The sequence below is a fragment of the Sphingosinithalassobacter sp. LHW66-3 genome (genome assembly GCF_050703275.1).
Lineage (GTDB): Bacteria > Pseudomonadota > Alphaproteobacteria > Sphingomonadales > Sphingomonadaceae > Sphingomonas.
In genome coordinates this window covers 2,562,879-2,581,112 of the sequence record NZ_CP193482.1, presented here as the reverse complement: position 1 = coordinate 2,581,112, position 18,234 = coordinate 2,562,879, and the positions used below count along the sequence as shown (strand labels likewise).

Sequence of the window (18,234 nt, the reverse complement as noted above, 5' to 3'; positions counted from 1 at the left end):
GCGAACGCGCAAAACGCTACGGAATACTCCCGCAAGCGACTCGTCGATACAGATTGCGACACTTTTCGGGTTTACCCCGCCGCTGTACTATCTATGTAAGCCACTCATGGCCTCGTTCCGATCCACGCTCCTGCTGTTCTGCGCACTGCCGCTCGCCGGCTGCGTGCAGGGACCGGACTATCGCCCGGTTCCGCCTTCGCAGCTCGGCGTTCCCGAAAGCTATTCGGTTCCCGCCACCGAAGCGGCGCGCGCCGATGTCGTCCGGTGGTGGACCAGTTTCGACGATCCGGTGCTCGCGAGCCTTATCGAGCGCGGTCTGCTCTCCAATCTCGATATCGGTCAGGCCTTGTTCCGGCTGGTGCAGGCGCGCGAGGCGCTGGTCCAGAACCGCGCGGCGCTGTTTCCCACGGTTTCCGCGTCGGCCGGCAGCTCGCGCAGCGAGTCGCTCGCGGGCGGCTCGACCACGGTCACTCTGCCCGACGGCACCGTCACTTCCTTCTCCCAGGGCGGCAGCACCAGCTTCTCGCTCGGCGCCGACGCCAGCTATCAGGTGCCGATCTTCGGCGGCACGATCCGCAGCGTTGAAGCCGCGCGCGCGCAATATGCCGCCGCCGGCTTCGACCTGGCGACCGTGCAGCGTTCGATCGAAGCGGAGATCGCGCGCAACTATGTCCAGCTCCGGCTGATCCAGCGCCAGATCGACAATGCCCGCCGGTCGCTGGTGCTTCAGGACGACAATCTCGAAATCGCCGGCTTCCGCGTGCAGGCGGGCCTCGTCTCCTCGCTCGATTCCGAACAGGCGCGGGCCCAGCGCGCGCAGACGGCGGCGATCCTCCCCTCGCTCGAAGCGAGCTACAATGCGGCGGTCTCGCGTCTCGCGGTGCTGCTCGGCCTGCCGCCCGGTGCACTCAAGGACGAGCTTGCGGAGCAGCAGCCGATTCCCGAAGGGCCCGAGACGGTCGCGGTCGGCATCCCCGCCGAGACGCTGCGCCAGCGCCCCGACGTGCTGAGCGCCGAGCGCAGCCTCGCCGCCGCAACCGCGCAGATCGGCGTCGCCCAGGCCCAGCTCTACCCCGCGCTCGCGATCGGCGGCAGCATCACGAGCGGCGCCGATGCGCTTGATGCGATCGGCGACACGATCACTGGCCGGCTGTTCGCCAACATCGCGCAGACGATCTTCGACGCCGGCCGCACGCGCGCGCAGGTCCGCTCGGCCGAGGCCGCGACTCAAGCCGCTTTCCTCGGCTATCGCCAGACCATTCTGCAGGCGCTGGAGGAAGTGGAGACCGCCCTGGTCGCGCTGCGCACAGCGCAGGAGCGCGAGCGCCAGTTCCGCATCGCGCTCGAAGCGGCGGAGAATACCGCGATCCTCTCGCGCAGCCAGTATCGCACCGGCCTGACCGACTTCTTCACACTCAACCAGGCCGAAGCGCAGCTGCTCTCGGCCGGCAACAGCCTCGCCCAGGCGCGCGCCGATCAGGCGACCGCGCTCGTCCAGCTCTATCTCGCGATGGGCGGCGGCTGGGATGCCGGCGTCGTTCCCGTGGCGCCGGAGGAACTGCCGCCTCCTCCCCCAACCAGTCAGGACCGCTGATGGCCGACCCGCACGACGAAAATCTCGACGAGTTCCTCGGCGCGAAGAAGCGTCCGTGGTGGCGGCGGTATTTCAAATGGATCATCATCGGCGCCGTGGTGGTGGTGCTCGGGCTGCTGCTGTCGCGCTGTTTCGCGCCCGCACCGCCGCCCAGCTACGCCACGGCGGAGGTCACGCGCGGCACGCTCAATGTCACGGTCTCGGCGACCGGCAAGCTCGCGCCGACCAACCAGGTGCAGGTCGGATCCGAACTGTCGGGCCTCGTCGAGCGCGTGCTCGTCGAAGTGAATGATCGGGTCACGCGCGGCCAGCCGCTCGCAGTGCTCGATACGTCGCGGCTTGATGATGCCATCACTCAGAGCCAGGCGAGCCTCAACGCCAATATCGCGCAAGTGGCGCAGGCGCAGGCGACGCTCGAAGAGGCGCAGGCCCAGCTCGCCCGGCTCCAGGAGGTCGAGCGGCTCTCCGGCGGGCGCGTCCCGTCGGACACCGAGATGCAGGCGGCGGAGGCGGCGGTCGCGCGCGCGCGCGCCAATTTGCGCGCGGCGCAGGCGAATGTCGTCTCGGCGCGCGCCTCGCTCTCTTCGAACCAGACTCAGCGCTACAAGGCGATCATCCGTTCGCCGGTGAACGGCGTCGTCCTTGCGCGCCAGATCGACGAGGGCCAGACCGTTGCCGCGTCGTTCAACACGCCGACTCTGTTCGTGATCGCCGAAGACCTCAACACGATGGAGCTGCAGGTCGCCATCGACGAGGCGGACGTCGGCGAAGTGAAGGAGGGCCAGCGCGCCACCTTCACCGTCGACGCCTTCCCCGGCCGCACCTTCCCCGCGACGATCGAGCGAGTCGATCTCGGCTCCAATCTGTCCGCGCAGAGCGCGACCAGCAGCACTGCCTCGAGCGCGACCGGGTCGCAGGTCGTCTCCTATGCCGCGACGCTGAGCGTCGCGAATCCGGACGGCATCCTCCGCCCGGGCATGACGGCCACCGCGACGATCAACGTCGACGAGCGCGAGCAGGCGCTGCTGGTTCCGAACGGCGCGTTGCGCTTCACCCCGCCCGCCGCAGGCGGCGGCGAAGCCAAGGGCGGCGGCTTCAAGATGCAGTTCGGCCCCGATCAGGCCGAGCAGCAGAAGGGCATCGGCGAGGGCAGCCGACAGACCATCTACGTTCTCGGCGAGGACGGACAGCCGCAGCCGGTGCAGGTCGTGACCGGCGCCAGCGACGGCAGCCGCACCGAAGTGCGCGGCGAGGAACTGCGCGCCGGGATGCAAGTGATCGTCGGCGTCCGTTCGGGCGCAGCGGCGGCGGCGGCGGAAGACCCGAATGGCTGAGCCGCTGATCCGGCTCGATCGGGTCACCAAGACCTTCGGCGAGGGGCCGACTGCCTTTCAGGCGCTGAAGGGAGTCGATCTCGAGATCGAGCGCGGTGACTTCGTGGCGGTGATGGGAGCCTCGGGTTCGGGCAAGTCGACGACGATGAACATCCTCGGCTGCCTGGACGTGCCGACCGGTGGATCCTACCGCTTCCGCGGCGTCAGCGTCGAACGGCTTGGCCGCGACCAGCGCGCGCTGCTTCGCCGCCGCTATCTCGGCTTCGTGTTCCAGGGCTTCAATCTGCTCGCCCGCACCAGCGCGCTGGAGAATGTCGAGCTGCCGCTCATCTATCGCGGCGAGAGCCGCGCGGAGCGCAACCGCATGGCGATGGCCGCGCTCGACAAGGTGGGGCTCGCACCCTGGGCCGATCACACTCCCGCCGAGCTGTCGGGCGGCCAGCAGCAGCGCGTCGCGATCGCCCGCGCGATCGTCACCGAGCCCGATGTGCTGCTCGCCGACGAGCCGACCGGCAATCTCGACAGCGAACGCTCGGTGGAGATCATGGAGCTGCTCTCCGGGCTCAATCGCGACAGCGGCATCACCGTGCTGATGGTCACGCACGAGCCCGAGATGGCCGAATTCGCGCGCACCATCGTCCATTTCAAGGACGGTCTGGTCGAGCGGGTCGAGCGCACGCCCGGCCGCGCGCCGGCCCACGCCGAGGCGCGCTGAATGTTCTTCACCACGCTCATCCTGTCGCTTCGCGAGATTCGCCGCCATCTGATGCGCTCGTTCCTGACGACGCTCGGGATCATCATCGGCGTTTTCGCCGTGATCACCATGGTCACGCTGGGCAACGGCATTTCGGCCTCGGTGCAGGAATCGATCAGCTCGCTGGGCACGAACACGCTCACCATCTTCCCCAGCTCGGGCCTGGGTCGTGGCGGCGGAGCGCCGCCGCCGCAGTTCGAGCAGGACGACATCACTGCGATCCGCGAACAGATCGGCGGCGTCTCCTCGGTCGCGGGGCAGGCTTCGTCCTCCGCGCTGGCCGTGCGCAACGCGCAGAACTGGCAGACGACGATCACGGGCACGAGCAACGAATATTTCGCGGCCGAGAATCTGACCGTCGCCGATGGCCGCAGCTTCACGCCGGCCGAGGAAAGCGCGGGCAAGGCGGTCTGCGTGATCGGCAGCGAGCTGAAGAACACGCTGTTCCAGGACGTGCCCTCCGCCGTGGGCGAACGCTTTCGGCTGGGCAGCGTCAGCTGCGAAGTCGTCGGCGTGCTCGAGGAAAAGGACGCGGCAGGGTTCGGCGGCGATCCCAACAACACGGTCGTGATGCCGATCAAGGCGGTGCAGCGCCGCTTCACCGGCAACCAGCAGGTCCGCGCGATCATCGTCGCCGTCGAGGAAGGCTTCGACACCGCGGCCGTCCAGCAGTCGATCACCGAGCTGATGCGCGAGCGGCGACGGCTCGCTCCCGGCCAGCCCGATAATTTCCGCATCTTCGATACCGCGCAATTCTCGGCCACGCTCACCCAGCAGACGCAGCAGATGACGATGTTCGTCGCGGCCATCGCCGCGGTCAGCCTGCTCGTCGGCGGCATCGGTATCATGAACATCATGCTGGTGTCGGTCACCGAGCGCACGCGCGAGATCGGCATCCGGCTCGCTATCGGCGCGCTCGGCAAGGAAGTGCTGCTCCAGTTCCTCGTCGAAGCGGTCGCGCTGTCGTGCCTGGGCGGGCTGATCGGCATCGTGATCGCCTTCTTCGCCTCCTGGGGGCTGTCGAACGTGCTCGACCTGCCGTTCGTCTTCGATCCGACGATCAACATCCTCAGCTTCGCCATCTCGGCGCTGATCGGCGTGGTGTTCGGCTATTTCCCGGCGCGGCGCGCGGCGCGGCTCAATCCGATCGACGCGCTCCGCCACGAATAGGGAGGGTCGCTGCTCAGCCGGCGATCTGCAGCAGCACCAGCCCGGCGGCGAGCACCAGCGCCGCCGCCAGCCGCCGCCCGCCGAAGCCTTCGGCGAGGAACCGGCTGCCGAACAGCGCCGCCCATACCACTGCCGTTTCGCGCAGTGCGGAGACCTTCGCCGCCTCGATCAGCGACATCGCATAGAGCGCGGCGCCGAACGACAGGATCGACAGCGCCCCCGCCGTCACGCCGTAACGCCATTTGGTCGCAATCGCCGCACCCAATGCCCGCCGCCGCAGTGCCAGCGCCGCGATCGACACGCCGATCCAGTCGAGCAGGAACAGCCAGACGATATAGGTCGACGGCTGCGGCGCAGTGCGCACGCCATGCGCATCGGCGATATTGTACAGCGCGACGCCCACCGCCGTGCCGAGCGCCCACAGGATCGCCGCCGCATCGGGATGCTGCGCGAGCGAGTCTCCGCCGGTGGGACGCACGAACAGCGCGACCGCTCCGGTCGCGAGCACCAGCCCCGCCCAGCCGGCAAGGCTCAGATGCTCGCCGAGCAGCGCCACTCCGGCGATCGCGGTCAGCAACGGCGCGCCGCCGCGCATGATCGGAAAGACGAGCGACAGATCGCCGCGCTGCATCGCCTGGACGAGGCAGAATTGGTAGAGGAGGTGCGCCGGTATCGCGCGCGCCAGCGCCTGCCATGTCGCCGCATCGGGCGGCGCGACGAAGAAGGCGGCGGGGAGGATCAGCAGCGCCGCGCTCGCCGAAAGGATCGCGCGGCCGACCAGAATGTCGGTGCCCATCTTCACCGCGAGGTTGGCGAACGCCAGCGTCACTGCCGAGCAGAGCCCAAGCACGACGGCCAGCGCCGCGTCAGACATGGGGCAGCTGCGCCAGGTCCTCGGGCGTATCGACGTCGATCAGCGTGCCGGGCGGGGCCAGCAGCAGCCGGCCGCGGCGGATCAGGTCGCGTGCGCCCCGATCCCCCTCCAGCGCTTCGAGCGCATCGAAATGATCGCGGCCGAACAGCGCGGGCGGGCGCGGCGCATCGCCTTCGCTCGACGCCAGAAGCGTCCCGCTTCCGCGCGCCTCGTCCAGCATCCGCAGCACATGATGGCGCGTCACGCGCGGCATGTCGGCGAGCGCGACCAGCACCGCCTCGACGCCCGCCGCGCGCGCCGCCGCCACGCCCAGCGCCAGCGAGCGCGCCTGCCCTGCCTCGGGCGCAGCATTGCGCACGACGCTGAAGCCCCGCGCCGCGAAATCGACCTTCGTGTCGCAAACGACTGCGATCCGCGCGCCGAACGGCATCGGCGCCAGCGCCTCCACGACGTGCAGCGCCAGCGGCGTGCCGCCCAGCGGATGCGCCAGCTTGTCGCCGTCGCCGAACCGCCGCGAGCGCCCCGCCGCGAGCAGCACCAACGCGACGCTCTCAGCGCGGATCACGAAAGCGCTTCACCATCGACGCGGCGATCGAAAGCGCGATCTCGGCCGGGCCGATCGCGCCGAGCGCAAGCCCCGCCGGCCCCTCGACTCGCGCGAGATCGTCCTGCGCCACGCCGACCGCCGAGAGCCGTTCGAGCCGCGCGGCATGGCTTTTGCGCGATCCCAGCGCGGCGACATAGCCGGCGGGCGCGGCCAGCGCCGCGATCAGCGCGGCATCGTCGATCTTCGGATCGTGGCTCAGCGTGACGACCGCCGTCGCCGGATCGGGCGCCAGCGCGGCGACTGCCTCGTCGGGCCAGCGATCGTCGAGCTCCGCGCCCGGAAACCGCTCGCGCGTGAGGAACCGGCCGCGCGGATCGATCACGACGGTGCGGATGCCGAGTTCGCGCGCCAGTCCGGTCAGCGCCTGCGCGATCTGCACGGCCCCGACGATCAGCAGCCGGCGCGGCGGCGCATAGCGGTTGACGAATGCGCCTTCGCTGCCTGCCGCGCTGCGCCCGCTGGCGAGGTCGGTCGCCACCTCGAACGCCTGTCCGGCCGCCCGCGCCCGCGCGATGTCGTCGAACAGCGCGGGGGGAAAGCCCGTCGGCGAAACCGGCTGCACGAGCACCGCGATCTCGCCGCCGCAGGGCAGCCCGACTTCCCAGGCATCGGCATCGGCGACGCCATAGCGCTTCACCACCGCCGGTGCGCCGGCGATCACCTCGGCGGCGGTCTGGAGGATGTCGCCTTCGACGCAGCCGCCCGACACCGATCCCTCGAACCGGCCGTCGGCGTGGACCAGCAAGTGGCTTCCCCGCGGCCGCGGCGCCGATCCCCAGGTCGAAACCACCGTCGCCAGCGCCATGGGCGCGCCCGCCCAGTCGCGGGCGGCGGCAAGGACGCTATCGTTTTCTGCCAAGACTGCCTCGTTTCCGTCATCCACCGCGGCTACTGCCGCCCCTGCTATCGGGTGGAGGACGGAATGGCGAGATCGATCGTGTCGCGGCTGGCGGTCGCCGGGCTGGCGGTGTTGCTGGCATCGGGATGCCAGAGCGTGCAGGAGCGGCCGATGACTGCGACCATGCCCGACCAGCGCCCCCTCGTCATCGCCCATCGCGGCGCGAGCGGCGAGCGGCCCGAGCACACGCTGCTCGCCTATGAACTGGCGATCGATCAGGGCGCCGACTTCATCGAGCCCGATCTGGTCGCGACCAGGGACGGCGTGCTGGTCGCGCGGCACGAGAACAATATCGCCGACACCACCGATGTCGCCGATCATCCCGAATTCGCCGACCGGCGCACGACGAAGGAAATCGACGGCACGCCCCAGACCGGCTGGTTCACCGAGGATTTCACGCTCGCCGAGCTACGCACGCTGCGCGCCCGCGAGCGGCTGCCCCAGCTGCGCCCCGGCAACACCGCTTATGACGGTCAGGCCGTGATCCCCACGTTCGCCGAAGTCGTCGCGCTGGCGCAGCGGCGCTCGGCCGAGCTCGGCCGGACGATCGGCGTCTATCCCGAAACCAAGCACCCGAGCTATTTCGCGCGCATCGGCCTCCCGCTCGAGGAAAAGCTGCTCGCCGTGCTGCGCGATGCCGGCTGGGACCGCGCCGATGCGCCGGTGTTCATCCAGTCGTTCGAAATCGGCAATCTCGTAGCGCTCAACGAAATCAGCGAGGTACGGCTGGTCCAACTGATGGCGCGCGCGGGCGGCCCGGCGGACGATCCCGCCGCCAGCTATGCCGCGATGGCCACGCCCGAGGGGCTGCGCGCCATTGCCGCCTATGCCGATGGAGTCGGCCCGGAAAAGGCGCTGATCCTGCCTGAATGGGATGCGCCCACCGCCTTCGTCGATCATGCGCATGCCGCCGGGCTCGAAGTCCATCCCTGGACCTTCCGCGCCGAGAATCTGTTCCTGCCCGCGCCGCTCCGCAGCGGTTCCGATCCCGCCGCGCCCGGCGATCTTCAGGCGGAGATCGCGCGTTTCCTCGAACTCGGCGTCGATGGTTTCTTCACGGATTTTCCGTATCAGGGTGTCCAGGCACGCGCTGCGGCGCCGGCGCGATAGGAGCTTTCGATGCGCAAACTGATGATTCCCGTGCTGCTGGCGCTGCCGCTCGCGAGCGGGGGCTGCGTCGCCAAGGCGGCGTGGGATGTGGCGACTCTGCCGGTGCGCGCCGGCTCGCAAGTGGTCGACTGGACCACGACGAGCCAGGAGGAATCGGACCGCAACTATGGCCGCCGGGTCCGCGAGCAGGAAGCGCGCGAAGGCCGCGAGCGCCGTGCACAGGAACGCGAGGAGCGCGAGCGCTGCGAACGCGAGCGCCGCCGCGACTGCGACTGAGCTAGCCGGGCGCCCCGCCCAGCACCTCCGCGATCGCGCGCAGCACCTGCGGGTGCATCTGCACCCACAAATGACCGCTCTCGACTTCGATCGCCCGGCAGTTCGGAGTGTGACAGGCACGCCCGTTCACCAGCCCGTCGCTGCGGCTCCAGATCGCACTCGCCGGCACCGGCAGCGGCGCGGCGGCCTCGGCGAGCAGCGCCGCCACCACCGGATCGTCGATTCGCTCGCCGCTCAGCCACTGATAGGCGCGCCACACATTGGTCGCGGTCGGTGACCCGGCGAAGGGAGCGCTGACCGTGATGACCTCGCGCACCAGCCCCGGCTGCCGATGCGCGGCGATCCGCGCCATGATCCCGCCCAGCGATACGCCGATCAGCGTCACCGGAGCGCCCGCCTCGCGCGCGACCGTCTCCACGCGCGCCAGCAGCCGCTCGCCCTGCGGCCCGATCGCACGCGGCCCGAAATTGCGCCCCAGCTCCCAGCCGACGGCGCGATAGCCGAGCGCGCTCAGATAGCGCCGCATCACGAACATCGCGCCGTCGCCGTTGAACAGCCCCGGCAGCAGCAGCAGCGGGCGCCCGTCGCCGCGCGGGGCGGCCTGCAGTTCGGGCCAGCGCCGCGCCAGCTTCGCCAGCGTGCCCAATGCGCGGACCGGCTCGGCGAGCAGCAGGCGAGTCGCCGGCGGGCCGTGGCTCACTGCCGGGCCCAGAACATCACCGACGCGGCGAGCGGCGTCCAGGCGCCGGTCCGCACGCCAGCCGTGCGCAGCGCGCGCCCCACCCATTCGTTGCACGTCACCACGCCGCTATAGCTTCCGTTCGCAGGATAGAAGGCGTCGTGCGGCCCATAGCCGCGGATCACCGCTGGTCCCTCACGGTCGAAGGTTGCGCGGATGAACGCCGCCAGCCGCCGATATTCCTCGGGCCGCAGCAGGATCGATCGCACGCCTTCCGACCGCCGCGGTTCGCCGATATGCTCGACCAGCAGCACCGTATCCTCGGTCCCGACGAGCGCCCCGATCGCAATCAGCGGATCGAGATCGGCCCAGCTCGGCGTGTTGACGTAGAAGTTGCGGTCGCCCCAACCGAAGGCGAGCCATTCGGCCACGGCATGGCGCGGGTCGGCGATATCGCCCGGCTGCACCAGATCGTCCCATGTCACGCCCGCGGCGCGCTTGGGAAGCACGATGCCGGTGTGGACGCCATTGTCCTCGATATAGATGCGGATTCCGCGCTCGGGCTCGTCCCAGCCTGGATTGGCGGGGATCAGCGTCCCCGCGAGCGCCGCGACGCCATAGGCCGCGACCAGCGCCGCCGCCGCCAGCACCAGCCACGCAACGCCGCGCATGATCCTGCGCGCCACCATCCGCACGTCATTTCCCCACATAGGACAGCCATGATATGCTATCGCCATGGCAAACGATACGCATGTACTGGACCGCCCCCCGGAGGGCGCCGCCGCCGACTGGACGATCCCCCAGGGCTGGGAAAACTACACTGCCGAGGAACATGCCACCTGGGACACGCTGTTCGAGCGCCAGGTGAAGCTGCTCCCCGGCCGCGCGAGCAAGGCCTATCTGAAGGGGCTCGATGCGCTGCGCCTTTCCGAAGCGGGCATTCCCGATTTCGAGGAGCTGTCGGAACGGCTGATGAAGCTCACCGGCTGGCAGGTGGTCGCCGTTCCCGGCCTCGTCCCCGACGAAGTCTTCTTCGATCACATGGCGAACCGGCGGTTCGTGGCGGGCAATTTCATCCGCCGTCCCGACCAGCTCGACTATATCCAGGAGCCCGACGTCTTCCACGACGTGTTCGGCCATGTCCCGCTGCTCGCCGATCCGCGCTTCGCCGACTATCTGGAGGCCTATGGCCGCGGCGGCCTGCGTGCGCTCGAGCTCGGCGCGCTCAAGCAGCTCGGCCGGCTCTATTGGTACACGGTCGAATTCGGCCTGATCGAGGAAGACGAGGATCTGCGCATCTATGGCGCGGGCATCGTGTCGAGCCCGGCCGAAAGCCGCTTCTCGCTCGAAAGCGACAGCCCCAATCGCATCCGCTTCGATTTGCCGCGCGTCATGCGCACCGACTATCGGATCGACGATTTCCAGCAGAATTATTTCGTCATTCCCAGCTTCGACGAGCTGCTTCGGATCACCGTCGAAACCGATTTCGCGCCGCTCTACGAAAAGATCCTGCCGCTGCCCGACATTCCGATCGCCACGATCCTCGCCGACGACGATGTGATCACCCACGGCACTCAGGAATATGCCCGGAGCAAGGCGGCGGAAGCGAAGGCGCGGGCGGAGCCGGCCTGACCGCCTACCAGCTGCCGTAGCCGGGGCTCTCGCCGGCGCCCGCCGCCAGGCGCGTCACGCGCGCCGCGCCGTGGCGCGGTCGCTTGCGCAGATGCAGCGTCGGCCATTCGCCGCGATCGATTCGGCCGGCCAGCCGCAGCCCCTGCCGCCGATAGGCACGGGCGACGCGCTCGGCCTGCCCGTCGAGCAGCCCCGCCAGCACCAGCGAGCCGCCGTCGGCGAGCGCCATGCCCACCGTCGGCGCCAGCTCGATCAGCGGCCCGGCCAGCACGTTCGCGACGATCAGGTCATAGGGCGCGCGCCCGACCAGCGCCGGATGATCGAGCCCCGCTGCCGCCGCCAGCGCCAATGCGCCCGCGCCCTCGCCCAGCCGAACATCGTTCGCGAGCGCGTTCTCGCGCGTCACCTCGACCGCCATCGGGTCGATATCGGATGCGGTCGCATAGGCCTGCGGCCACAGGTGCATCGCCGCAAAGGCGAGCAATCCCGTGCCGGTGCCCAGGTCGAGCAGATTGTGCACCCGGGTGCCGCGTCGCTTCAGCCGGTCGAGCATCAACAGGCAGCCGGTGGTCGTCTCATGCTGTCCGGTGCCGAAGGCGCGGCTCGCTTCGATCCGGAAGGCGCGCGCGCCCGGCGGCACATCGCCCTTGTTGGTGCTGGTATGGACATAGAAGCGGCCGGCATGCACCGGCTCCAGCCCCTGCTGGCTCAGCGTCAGCCAATCCTCGTCGGGAACCTGCTCGATCGGCGGAAGCGGCATTCCCTTCGCGCTCGGCACCAACGCCTGCAGCGCCGCCACGGTCTGCGCGTCCGGCTCACCGTCGAAATAGGCGTCGAGCTGCCACGCCTCGGGATCGTCTGGCACGCGCTCGCGCGTCATCAGCACCGGCAGCGGATCGAGCATCGCCAGCGCCTCGTCGTCGAGCCCCACCGCTTCGGCTTCCGCCCGCGTGCACGGCAGCGTGATCTTCCAGCTGGTCATGCGCCGCGTCCCTCAGCGGACATAGCTCGCCCCGTTCACGTCGAGCACCGCACCGGTCATCGACGGCGGCGCGTCGAGCGCGCAGAAACGCGCGACTTCGGCCACTTCGGCCGGATCGGCGACGCGCCCGAGCGGAATGTCCGCCAGCAGCTTCGGCCCGCCGCGGCTCTCGACATAATCCTCGGCCATGCCGGTCATGGTGAAGCCAGGGCAGATCGCGAAGGCGAGGATGCCCCGTCCCGCATATCCGCGCGCGATCGTCTTGGTCATCGCCACCATCCCCGCCTTGGACGCGGCATAATGCCAGTGCGCCGGGCTGTCGCCGCGATAGGCGGCGCGGCTGGCGATGTTCACGATCCGGCCGGGGCGCCCTTCGGCCTGCCAGTGGCGCACCGCCAGGCGGCACAGCTCGGCTGAAGCGGTCAGGTTGACACGCATCGTGCGCTCCCAGGAAGCGACCCAGTCGTCGTGCTCGATGTCGAGCGGCGTCGCCTCGAAGATCCCGGCGTTGTTCACCAGCACGTCGATGCGCCCGTCGAGTGCATCGAGCGCCGTGCGCCACAGCGCCTGCGGCGCGGCCGGATCGGTGAAATCGGCGGGCACGCCGCTTCGTGTGCCATGGCCGATCAGGCGAACGCTGCGCTCTTTCAGCGCTGTCGCGATGGCGGCGCCGATGCCGCGGCTGCTGCCGGTCAGCAGGATGTGAGTGTCGGACATGCGCCACCCCTAGCGGGTGCGGGCGCGCGATGCGAGGCTCAGGCCGCGACCGAGTTCGAGAAACTCTCCGCCGCCTCGCGCAGTCGAGTCAGCCGGTCGTCCACTTCGGCGAACTCGCGCTGCAGCATATCGATCTCGCCGGTCACGTTCTTGGTGTCCTCGCGGATCGCGCCGATCGTGTCGGACATCGAATCCGCCGCCAGCGCGGTCTCGTCGACGGCGGCGGTGATGGCGGTCACGGTCTGCGCCTGCATTTCCATTGCCGCGCGGATCCGGTGGGCGCTTTCCTGCACCTCGTGGACGGTCGAGCGGATCGACGCATTGGTGTCGACCGTCGACTTTGTCGCCGACTGAATCGCCGCGATCTGGGCCGCGATGTCGTCGGTCGCGCGCGCCGTCTGACTGGCGAGGCTCTTCACTTCCTGTGCCACCACCGCGAAGCCGCGGCCGGCGTCGCCGGCTCGCGCCGCTTCGATCGTCGCGTTGAGCGCCAGCAAATTGGTCTGTCCCGCGATGTCGCGGATCAGCCCCAGGATCGATTCGATCGATTTGGCGTGGTCGCTCAGCGTTTCGGACATGCCGACCGCTTCGGTCGCCTGCCCGGCCGCCCGCGTCGCGATTTCGGCGGCCGCCTCGACTTCGCCGCGCGCATCATCGATCGCGCGGATCAGCCCCGCCGCGGTCTGCGCCGCCTCGCGCATCGCCACCGCCGACTGTTCCGCCGCCGCCGCGACTTCGCTGGCCTTGCCCAGCATCCCCTGAGCCGAGGCCGAAGCGCCCTGTGCCTGCACTCGGATGCGTTTCCCCAGCCCGGTCGTCCCTTCGATCGATTCGGCGATGCTCGCGCGGAACTCCCCCGAGCGCTGCCGCCGTTCCTCGTCAGCCTGGTCGGCGTCGCGCTTGCCCAGATGCGAGGCCATCAGATCGGCCTCGGCCATCGCGAGCCGCTGGACCACGTCGCACAGCCGGGCGAGCCGCACCGGATCGTCGGGCAATTTCTCCGCGAGCAGATTGACGGTGCGGCTGTGGGAGGCGGCGAAGGCGGCGAGGATCGCCGCGAGCGGCACCCGCGCGCGATGCGTCATCTCGGCGTGGCGCGATGCGATTTCCGCCCATTCGGGTGCATAGGGCTTTTCGAATTTCGCCTTGGTGTAGCGCGAGCTGTCGGCGATCTGCTCCGCCAACCGCGCTTCGTCGAACCAGCTCTTCACGCGCGCCGTCATCGGCAGCGAAAGATAATGTCCCCAGAAGCTGCTGGCGATGTCTCCATAATGGCCGTGCAGAAGCTCGGCGATCTCCGCGCAACCGGCGCTGAGCCGTCCGTCCCAGTCATAATCGCGCAGATGCGCCTCGTGCGCGCGGCTGTCGCCGCTCCAGCGCCCCAGCTGATAGCTCTGGCGTGCCATGTCCGTTCCTCTCCGTTCAGGCGGCCACCTTCGCGACGAAGTCGCCCGCGCTGCCCTTCAGGCTGCCGAGTTGTCCGTCGAGCGTGGCGAAGCCCTGGCCCACTCGGTCGATCTCGCTGGCGACCGATTCAGTATCCTCGCGAATCGCGCCGATCGTCGCCGACATCGAATCCGCTGCAAGCGCGGTCTCGTCGACCGCCGCGGTGATTGCGGTCACCGTCTGCGCCTGCACTTCCATTGCCGTGCGGATGCGCAATGCGCTCTCCTGCACTTCCGAAACGGTCGCCCGGATCGACGCGTTCTTGTCGACCGTCGACTTCGTCGCCGACTGGATCGCCGCGATCTTCGCCGCGATGTCGTCGGTGGCGCGCGCCGTCTGACTGGCCAGGCTCTTCACTTCCTGCGCGACCACGGCGAAGCCGCGGCCGGCGTCGCCGGCTCGCGCCGCTTCGATCGTCGCGTTGAGCGCCAGCAAATTGGTCTGTCCCGCGATGTCGCGGATCAGCCCCAGGATCGATTCGATCGACTTGGCGTGGTCGCTCAGCGTTTCGGACATGCCGACCGCCTCGCCCGCCTGCCCGGCCGCCCGGGTCGCGATCTCGGCGGCCGCTTCGACTTCGCCGCGCGCATCCTCGATCGCGCGGATCAGCCCCGCCGCGGTCTGCGCCGCCTCGCGCATCGCCACCGCCGACTGTTCCGCCGCCGCCGCCACTTCGCTCGTCTTGCCCAGCATCCCCCGCGCCGACGCGGAGGTGTGCACTGCCTGCTCGCGCAGCGCATCGCCTTCGCGAGAGGCGCGCTCCACCGTCAGCCCGATCGAATCGCGGAATTCGGACGCGAGCCGGTCGCGCGCCACCTGCGCGCTGTGCTCGCGATACATGTTGTAGATCTCGACGGTGATGTCGCTCTCCAGCGCGGAGAGGCGCATCAGCGTGTCGATTCGCTGAAGCAGCTCCGGTTCGCCCGCTTCCATCCGCCGCATCAGGATCTCGAGCGCGGCGCGATCGCTGGCGTTGATCATCGAAAGCAGCGCCATCGGCGGCACGTCCTCGGCATAGGCGGCGGCGACCGACCGTTCGATCGATTCGATCCATGCCGCACCCGATGTGTCGAGGAAGCGATGGCGCAGGAAGACGCTGCCCAGCTCGATCATCTTCTCGGTTTCGTGCGGCGCCCAGTCGCGCTGGTCGGCGAAGCAGCGCAGCCATTGCTGCCAATAGGCTTCGGAAACGTCGCGGATCTCGGGCTCCAGCACCTCCCACACATCGCGCGCGCGGGCGATCAGCGATCCATCGAAGTCGAACACGCGCAGCCGCGCGCGGATATCGATCCGGCTGCTCATCGTGCCGGCGGGCGGCAGGTCCTTTGAAGCGGGCATCTTGGTCACGGAACGTCGGTCTCCCAGAAGGCGCGGCATTCGCCGGAACGCATGCGGCGCCACGACACGGCCTAGGCGCGCACTGGTTAAGGCCGCGTTATCCAGCGGGGCGCCGATCCGGCTTGCATCCGCTCGCCTGCCGTCTAAGTAGGCGCGTCGACCCGAAAGGAACCCGGATTTGGCTCACGCCCCCAAACCCTCGCGTCCGCTCTCGCCGCATCTCGGCATCTGGAAGTGGGGGCCGCACATGGCGGTCTCGATCGTTCACCGCGTCACCGGCAGCGGCATGGCCACCGTCGGCACGCTCCTGCTCGTCTGGTGGCTGGTCGCGCTGGCGAGCGGCGAAGCCGTCTATGCCGGCTTCCGCGACGTCTTCACGGTCGAATCGGGTGGGCTCAACATGATCGGCTATGTCGTCGGCATCGGCTTGACCCTGTCCTTCTTCCAGCACATGGCCTCGGGCGTGCGCCACCTGTTCCTCGATCAGGGCGCCAATTTCGAACTCAAGTCCAATAAGCTGACGGCCCTGCTCACCTTCGTCGCCTCGGTGACGCTGACGGTGGCCTTCTGGATCGTGCTCCTGGAGAAGATGATCGATGGGTGACGGAACGAGCATCGGCCGCGTCCGCGGCCTCGGCGCGTCGCACGAAGGCACCGGCCACTGGTGGCACCAGCGGCTCACCGCGGGGTCGAACCTGCTGCTGATGCTGTGGTTCCTCGCGTCGATCCTGATGCTGCCGGATTATAGCTGGATCACGCTTTCCGCCTGGCTGGCACAGCCGTTCGCGGCGGTGCCGATGATCCTGCTGATCGTCAGCACCTTCTATCACTTCCGCCTGGGCCTCCAGGTGGTGATCGAGGATTATCAGCACGATGCGACGCGGATCGTGCTGATGGTCGCGCTCAACTTCTTCGTGATCGCAGCCGCGGCGCTCGCGATCTTCTCGATCCTCAAGATCGCCTTCACGGCCGGAGCCGTCGCCTGATGCCCGAAGCGTACAAGATCATCGACCACACCTACGACACGGTCGTGGTGGGCGCGGGCGGATCGGGCCTGCGCGCGACCATGGGCAGCGCCGAGGCGGGGCTCAAGACGGCGTGCATCACCAAGGTGTTCCCCACCCGCAGCCACACCGTGGCGGCGCAGGGCGGCATCGCCGCCAGCCTGGGCAACAACACGCCCGATCACTGGTCGTGGCACATGTACGACACGGTCAAGGGCTCCGACTGGCTGGGCGACCAGGACGCGATCGAATATCTCTGCCGCGAGGCGCCTCAGGCGGTCTACGAGCTCGAGCACGCCGGCGTGCCGTTCAGCCGCAACGAGAACGGGACGATCTATCAGCGTCCGTTCGGCGGCCACATGCAGAACATGGGCGCCGGCCCGCCGGTGCAGCGCACCTGCGCCGCCGCCGACCGCACCGGCCACGCCATGCTCCACGCGCTCTACCAGCAGAGCCTGAAGTATGACGCGGACTTCTTCATCGAGTATTTCGCGCTCGATCTGATCATGGAAAACGGCGCGTGCCGCGGCGTGATCGCGCTGTGCCTCGAGGACGGATCGATCCACCGCTTCCGCAGCCACGCCGTCGTCCTCGCGACCGGCGGCTACGGCCGCGTCTATCATTCGGCCACCTCGGCGCACACCTGCACCGGTGACGGCAACGCCATGGTGCTGCGCGCCGGCCTGCCGCTCCAGGACATGGAGTTCGTCCAGTTCCACCCCACCGGCATCTACGGCGCGGGCGTGCTGATCACCGAAGGCGCCCGTGGCGAGGGCGGCTATCTCACCAATTCCGAGGGCGAGCGCTTCATGGAGCGCTATGCCCCCTCGGCCAAGGATCTCGCCAGCCGCGACGTCGTCTCGCGCTCGATGGCGATGGAAATCCGCGAAGGCCGCGGCGTGGGCAAGGAGAAGGATCATATCTTCCTTCACTTGAACCACATCGATCCCAAGATCCTGGCCGAGCGGCTGCCCGGCATCACCGAAACCGGCAAGATCTTCGCCGGTGTCGACCTGACCCGCCAGCCGCTGCCGGTGGTGCCGACCGTTCACTACAATATGGGCGGCATCCCGACGAACTATCACGGCGAAGTCGTCGCCCCGCGCGACGGCAACCCCGACGCAATTGTCCCCGGCCTCTTCGCGGTCGGCGAAGCCGCGTGCGTGTCGGTCCATGGCGCCAATCGCCTCGGCTCGAACTCGCTGATCGACCTCGTCGTGTTCGGCCGCGCGACCGGCCTGCGCCTCAAGGAGACGCTGAAGCCCGGCACCGCGCACGATGCGCTGCCCAAGGGGTCGGAGGAAGTCGCGCTCACGCGGCTCGACGGCTTCCGCAACGCCAACGGCGGCTCGCCCACTGCGGCGATCCGCGCCGACATGCAGAAGACGATGCAGCGCCACGCCGCCGTCTTCCGCGATTCGGCGCTGCTCAGCGAAGGCGTGACGCTGATGGAACAGGTCTATGCGCGGATGCAGGACGTCCACGTCACCGACCGCAGCCTGATCTGGAACACCGATCTGGTCGAAACGCTCGAGCTGGACAATCTGCTCGCCCAGGCGCTGGTGACGATCCGCTCGGCCGAAAACCGCAAGGAAAGCCGCGGTGCGCACATGCACGAGGACTTCCCCGAGCGCGACGACGCCAACTGGATGAAGCACACGATCGCGACGTTCGACGGCTGGGGCGGCAAGAGCGGCACCACCGCGATCGATTATCGCCCGGTCCACGAATACACGCTGACCGACGACGTCCAGTATATCGAGCCGAAGAAGCGGGTGTACTGAGGCTGCGTCAGCGGCGGAAATCCGGGGGCGCGAAG

General features: G+C 69.0%; 19 protein-coding genes. 10 read left to right on the top strand and 9 right to left on the bottom strand.

From position 1 onward, the window contains the following. Positions 1–106: 106 nt before the first annotated feature. From ACQ450_RS12700 to ACQ450_RS12685, 4 genes are read left to right on the top strand one after another with little or no spacing between them, the layout of a single operon-like run. Entirely contained in the window at positions 107–1,594 is a 1,488-nt protein-coding gene (locus ACQ450_RS12700) for an efflux transporter outer membrane subunit (protein ID WP_431469534.1), read from the top strand. Continuing rightward, positions 1,594–2,928, top strand: coding sequence for an efflux RND transporter periplasmic adaptor subunit (locus ACQ450_RS12695; protein ID WP_431469533.1), 1,335 nt, complete (start codon positions 1,594–1,596; stop codon positions 2,926–2,928). Before ACQ450_RS12700 ends, ACQ450_RS12695 begins: the two co-directional genes overlap by 1 nt. Continuing rightward, positions 2,921–3,643, top strand: a complete 723-nt coding sequence (locus ACQ450_RS12690) for an ABC transporter ATP-binding protein (RefSeq protein ID WP_188054050.1) — start codon at positions 2,921–2,923, stop codon at positions 3,641–3,643. Before ACQ450_RS12695 ends, ACQ450_RS12690 begins: the two co-directional genes overlap by 8 nt. After that, the gene (locus ACQ450_RS12685) at positions 3,644–4,852 is read left to right on the top strand and encodes an ABC transporter permease (RefSeq protein ID WP_188054049.1); all 1,209 of its coding nucleotides are present in this window, start codon (positions 3,644–3,646) and stop codon (positions 4,850–4,852) included. 13 nt (positions 4,853–4,865) lie between these two features. Here the strand turns inward: ACQ450_RS12685 and ACQ450_RS12680 are convergent, their stop codons facing one another. The 3 genes from ACQ450_RS12680 to ACQ450_RS12670 are packed head-to-tail and all read right to left on the bottom strand — an operon-like array spanning position 4,866 to position 7,192. After that, positions 4,866–5,726 carry an EamA family transporter gene (locus ACQ450_RS12680; protein WP_431469532.1) on the bottom strand — a complete coding sequence of 287 codons (861 nt, stop codon included), beginning with the start codon at positions 5,724–5,726 and terminating at the stop codon, positions 4,866–4,868. Further along, positions 5,719–6,291, bottom strand: coding sequence for a nucleotidyltransferase family protein (locus tag ACQ450_RS12675; RefSeq protein ID WP_431469531.1), 573 nt, complete (start codon positions 6,289–6,291; stop codon positions 5,719–5,721). Before ACQ450_RS12675 ends, ACQ450_RS12680 begins: the two co-directional genes overlap by 8 nt. Then, a complete protein-coding gene (locus ACQ450_RS12670; protein ID WP_431469530.1) occupies positions 6,278–7,192 on the bottom strand; it encodes an XdhC family protein in 915 nt (304 codons plus the stop codon). The genes ACQ450_RS12675 and ACQ450_RS12670 overlap by 14 nt, the downstream gene beginning before the upstream one ends. A 63-nt stretch (positions 7,193–7,255) precedes the next feature. Between ACQ450_RS12670 and ACQ450_RS12665 the strand changes: the two genes are divergently transcribed. Together ACQ450_RS12665 and ACQ450_RS12660 are read left to right on the top strand one after the other, a co-directional pair. Next, positions 7,256–8,341, top strand: coding sequence for a glycerophosphodiester phosphodiesterase (locus ACQ450_RS12665; protein WP_431469529.1), 1,086 nt, complete (start codon positions 7,256–7,258; stop codon positions 8,339–8,341). Positions 8,342–8,350: 9 nt separating this feature from the next. Beyond that, complete coding sequence (locus tag ACQ450_RS12660; RefSeq protein ID WP_431469528.1) at positions 8,351–8,617, top strand: hypothetical protein; 267 nt, start codon at positions 8,351–8,353, stop codon at positions 8,615–8,617. A 1-nt stretch (position 8,618) separates the two neighbouring features. Here the strand turns inward: ACQ450_RS12660 and ACQ450_RS12655 are convergent, their stop codons facing one another. Both ACQ450_RS12655 and ACQ450_RS12650 read right to left on the bottom strand, forming a co-directional pair. Continuing rightward, positions 8,619–9,317, bottom strand: coding sequence for an esterase/lipase family protein (locus ACQ450_RS12655; RefSeq protein ID WP_431469527.1), 699 nt, complete (start codon positions 9,315–9,317; stop codon positions 8,619–8,621). Continuing rightward, entirely contained in the window at positions 9,314–10,033 is a 720-nt protein-coding gene (locus tag ACQ450_RS12650) for a TIGR02117 family protein (protein WP_431469526.1), read from the bottom strand. Before ACQ450_RS12650 ends, ACQ450_RS12655 begins: the two co-directional genes overlap by 4 nt. On the opposite strand from ACQ450_RS12650, the gene phhA reads away from it, so the two are divergent. After that, on the top strand, positions 10,032–10,928 hold the full coding sequence (gene phhA / locus ACQ450_RS12645) for a phenylalanine 4-monooxygenase (RefSeq protein WP_431469525.1): 897 nt from the start codon (positions 10,032–10,034) through the stop codon (positions 10,926–10,928). The two genes, ACQ450_RS12650 and phhA, sit on opposite strands and share 2 nt — an antisense overlap. Positions 10,929–10,932: 4 nt before the next feature. On the opposite strand, the gene ACQ450_RS12640 is transcribed toward phhA, so the two are convergent. The 4 genes from ACQ450_RS12640 to ACQ450_RS12625 are packed head-to-tail and all read right to left on the bottom strand — an operon-like array spanning position 10,933 to position 15,411. Beyond that, positions 10,933–11,910 (bottom strand): 50S ribosomal protein L11 methyltransferase, encoded by a 978-nt coding sequence (locus tag ACQ450_RS12640; RefSeq protein ID WP_431469524.1) that lies wholly within the window; start codon positions 11,908–11,910, stop codon positions 10,933–10,935. Positions 11,911–11,922: 12 nt separating this feature from the next. Further along, positions 11,923–12,627: an SDR family NAD(P)-dependent oxidoreductase gene (locus ACQ450_RS12635; RefSeq protein ID WP_431469523.1), complete on the bottom strand. Its 705-nt coding sequence runs from the start codon at positions 12,625–12,627 to the stop codon at positions 11,923–11,925. Positions 12,628–12,665: 38 nt separating this feature from the next. Continuing rightward, the gene (locus tag ACQ450_RS12630; RefSeq protein ID WP_431469522.1) at positions 12,666–14,033 is read right to left on the bottom strand and encodes a methyl-accepting chemotaxis protein; all 1,368 of its coding nucleotides are present in this window, start codon (positions 14,031–14,033) and stop codon (positions 12,666–12,668) included. Positions 14,034–14,049: 16 nt separating this feature from the next. Continuing rightward, complete coding sequence (locus ACQ450_RS12625; RefSeq protein ID WP_431471226.1) at positions 14,050–15,411, bottom strand: methyl-accepting chemotaxis protein; 1,362 nt, start codon at positions 15,409–15,411, stop codon at positions 14,050–14,052. Positions 15,412–15,589: 178 nt separating this feature from the next. Here ACQ450_RS12625 and sdhC point away from each other — a divergent pair, with 178 nt between their 5' ends. From sdhC to sdhA, 3 genes are read left to right on the top strand one after another with little or no spacing between them, the layout of a single operon-like run. Further along, positions 15,590–16,015 (top strand): succinate dehydrogenase, cytochrome b556 subunit, encoded by a 426-nt coding sequence (gene sdhC, locus ACQ450_RS12620; RefSeq protein ID WP_431469521.1) that lies wholly within the window; start codon positions 15,590–15,592, stop codon positions 16,013–16,015. Beyond that, positions 16,008–16,397 (top strand): succinate dehydrogenase, hydrophobic membrane anchor protein, encoded by a 390-nt coding sequence (sdhD, locus tag ACQ450_RS12615; protein ID WP_188054037.1) that lies wholly within the window; start codon positions 16,008–16,010, stop codon positions 16,395–16,397. Before sdhC ends, sdhD begins: the two co-directional genes overlap by 8 nt. Continuing rightward, a complete protein-coding gene (gene sdhA, locus ACQ450_RS12610) occupies positions 16,397–18,199 on the top strand; it encodes a succinate dehydrogenase flavoprotein subunit (protein WP_431469520.1) in 1,803 nt (600 codons plus the stop codon). Before sdhD ends, sdhA begins: the two co-directional genes overlap by 1 nt. Positions 18,200–18,234: the final 35 nt, after the last annotated feature.

What these genes read in the sequence shown, in the direction of transcription:
- ACQ450_RS12700 (WP_431469534.1), top strand. Translation starts at nt 107, where the DNA reads ATGGCCTCGTTCCGATCCACGCTCCTGCTGTTCTGCGCACTGCCGCTC.
- ACQ450_RS12695 (WP_431469533.1), top strand. Translation starts at nt 1,594, where the DNA reads ATGGCCGACCCGCACGACGAAAATCTCGACGAGTTCCTCGGCGCGAAG.
- ACQ450_RS12690 (WP_188054050.1), top strand. Translation starts at nt 2,921, where the DNA reads ATGGCTGAGCCGCTGATCCGGCTCGATCGGGTCACCAAGACCTTCGGC.
- ACQ450_RS12685 (WP_188054049.1), top strand. Translation starts at nt 3,644, where the DNA reads ATGTTCTTCACCACGCTCATCCTGTCGCTTCGCGAGATTCGCCGCCAT.
- ACQ450_RS12680 (WP_431469532.1), bottom strand. Translation starts at nt 5,726, where the DNA reads ATGTCTGACGCGGCGCTGGCCGTCGTGCTTGGGCTCTGCTCGGCAGTG.
- ACQ450_RS12665 (WP_431469529.1), top strand. Translation starts at nt 7,256, where the DNA reads ATGGCGAGATCGATCGTGTCGCGGCTGGCGGTCGCCGGGCTGGCGGTG.
- ACQ450_RS12660 (WP_431469528.1), top strand. Translation starts at nt 8,351, where the DNA reads ATGCGCAAACTGATGATTCCCGTGCTGCTGGCGCTGCCGCTCGCGAGC.
- phhA (WP_431469525.1), top strand. Translation starts at nt 10,032, where the DNA reads ATGGCAAACGATACGCATGTACTGGACCGCCCCCCGGAGGGCGCCGCC.
- ACQ450_RS12650 (WP_431469526.1), bottom strand. Translation starts at nt 10,033, where the DNA reads ATGGCGATAGCATATCATGGCTGTCCTATGTGGGGAAATGACGTGCGG.
- ACQ450_RS12640 (WP_431469524.1), bottom strand. Translation starts at nt 11,910, where the DNA reads ATGACCAGCTGGAAGATCACGCTGCCGTGCACGCGGGCGGAAGCCGAA.
- ACQ450_RS12635 (WP_431469523.1), bottom strand. Translation starts at nt 12,627, where the DNA reads ATGTCCGACACTCACATCCTGCTGACCGGCAGCAGCCGCGGCATCGGC.
- ACQ450_RS12630 (WP_431469522.1), bottom strand. Translation starts at nt 14,033, where the DNA reads ATGGCACGCCAGAGCTATCAGCTGGGGCGCTGGAGCGGCGACAGCCGC.
- ACQ450_RS12625 (WP_431471226.1), bottom strand. Translation starts at nt 15,411, where the DNA reads ATGCCCGCTTCAAAGGACCTGCCGCCCGCCGGCACGATGAGCAGCCGG.
- sdhD (WP_188054037.1), top strand. Translation starts at nt 16,008, where the DNA reads ATGGGTGACGGAACGAGCATCGGCCGCGTCCGCGGCCTCGGCGCGTCG.
- sdhA (WP_431469520.1), top strand. Translation starts at nt 16,397, where the DNA reads ATGCCCGAAGCGTACAAGATCATCGACCACACCTACGACACGGTCGTG.